The following is a 1844-nucleotide window of genomic DNA, read 5'->3' as shown; positions in this document are numbered from 1 at the left end:
TGCCCGGCCTGTCGGTCGCGTGCGACGGCGCTGCTGCGCAGCGTATCGGCGCGCGAAGCAGCTCACTGCTTCGCGCCGGCACGCGCCGATGCCAACAGCCATGCTCAAATCTTGGCATGCGTCACGTCGCTGTGGGGCGGCGACAGCTGCAGTCTCATGCACTGCACGGATTGCGGCTTCGGGTTTTCCTGGCCGTTTGTCGCCGGAAATGCCGAGTTCTACAATTTCACCGGCGCAGCGGGCGTCTACCCGCGTGCAAAATGGGAATTTTCGCGAACGGTCGCGGAACTCAAGCGGCTGCGGAAATCCGGCGCAAAGGTTCTGGAGGTCGGCGCCGGCAACGGTTATTTCCTCGACCTGATCTGTCCGAGCTTGGTCCGCGCAGACGACGTCGTCGCGCTCGAGTACAACGACAAATCGATCCCGATCCTGCGGGGAAAGCGATACCAGGCGCTGTCGGTCGATATCCGGGACCAGGCGCTGGATCGTTATCGCGCGTCCTTTGACTACATTTTCCTGTTCCAGGTGGTCGAACATCTCGACGGCCTCGATCCACTGTTCGATCGCATCCGGTCCTTGCTGAAGCCCGGCGGTTCCGTGTTTTGCGCCGTGCCGAACTCCGCGCGCATCACGTACCAGGAAACCAACGGTTCGGTGCCGGACCTTCCGCCCAATCATATCGGGCGATGGACGCCGAGAGCTTTCGAGGCGGTGTCCCGACGTCACGGCCTGACCCTCGGCGCGGCTGAACTCGAACCGCTGAGCTGGCGCGAATTCCTGTCACACGACATTTCGTACAGCCATATCCGGCGTGCCCAGCTGAATCCGGACGGCCTCATCGCGCGCGTCAGAAGCCTGCCGAGAGGTAAGGCGCGGCGCCTGATCGAAGCCGCGCTTGCCGCCTTCTTCATCCCCGCCCGGCTGCCCGCGTGGCGGCGCGTCTACAAAAATCGCCAATCGCTCGGGGGATCGCTGTGGGTCAGGCTGGATCGGACCTGAGTTGCAGCCGCGGCGCTCGCGCGGCAACCGCCGAAAGCGGCCGGGCGTCAATTCAAACGGCGAAGATAACAACGCTTTGCGCCGTGCGTACCCTCGCCCCGCCGTGCTCGCTGAGAGCATGATCCGGGTGCGTGGAAACCGGTTCCGAAAGACCATGCTCAAACAAAGATAGGATCATGATGCCTTTCCATAGAAAGGCATCATGATCTAGCCGTACCGGCCGTGGCAGTGCTTGTACTTCTTGCCGGAGCCACAGGGGCAATCCTCGTTGCGGCCGACCTTGCCCCAGCTCGTTGGGTCGTCCGGATTGCGGTCCACAGCGGTGGCGCTATCTGCCTGCGGCGCCAGCGAGACATTGGCAAACGCCATCTCATCCATGCCGGTGTGCGGATCGGCGTGATGCACCTGCATCGGCGGCAGCGTCTGCTGCTGCTCCTCCGGCGGCACGATCTCGACGCGCATCAGCTGGGCGGTGACCGCCTCGCGCAGGTGCGAGCCCATCTCCTGGAAGAGGTTGAAGGCCTCGGTCTTGTACTCCTGCAGCGGATCGCGCTGGCCGTAGCCGCGCAGCCCAATCACCTGGCGCAGATGGTCGAGCATGATCAGGTGCTCGCGCCAGAGATGGTCCATGGTCTGCAGCAGGATGGTCTTCTCGACGTAGCGCATCACGTCGGGGCCCCATTGCGCGACCTTGGCCGCCATGCGCTCGTCGACCTTGGTCTCGATGCGGTCGAGCAACTCCTCGTCGGCGATGCCCTCTTCCTTGGCCCAGTCTTCGACCGGCAGGTCGACGTCGAGCACGCGCGTCAGCTCTTCCTTCAGGCCCGCGACATCCCACTGCTCGG

Annotated in this window: 2 protein-coding genes; one reads left to right on the top strand and one right to left on the bottom strand. The window is 63.9% G+C overall.

What is annotated here, in order from left to right; all coding sequences use genetic code 11:
• Positions 1 to 999 (top strand): class I SAM-dependent methyltransferase (locus WA702_RS14265; protein WP_425111181.1); only part of this gene is annotated, 999 nt, incomplete at its 5' end.
• Between the two features lie 207 nt (positions 1000 to 1206).
• Here the strand turns inward: WA702_RS14265 and WA702_RS14260 are convergent.
• Positions 1207 to 1844, bottom strand: a 638-nt coding sequence (locus tag WA702_RS14260; RefSeq protein ID WP_425111180.1) for an SEC-C metal-binding domain-containing protein, incomplete at its 5' end; no start/stop codon positions are given.

It is taken from the genome of Bradyrhizobium sp., from assembly GCF_049798375.1.
In the GTDB taxonomy this organism is placed as follows: domain Bacteria; phylum Pseudomonadota; class Alphaproteobacteria; order Rhizobiales; family Xanthobacteraceae; genus Bradyrhizobium.
Note: the sequence above shows the minus strand (reverse complement) of the source record. Positions and strands in the feature narration are given on the sequence as shown.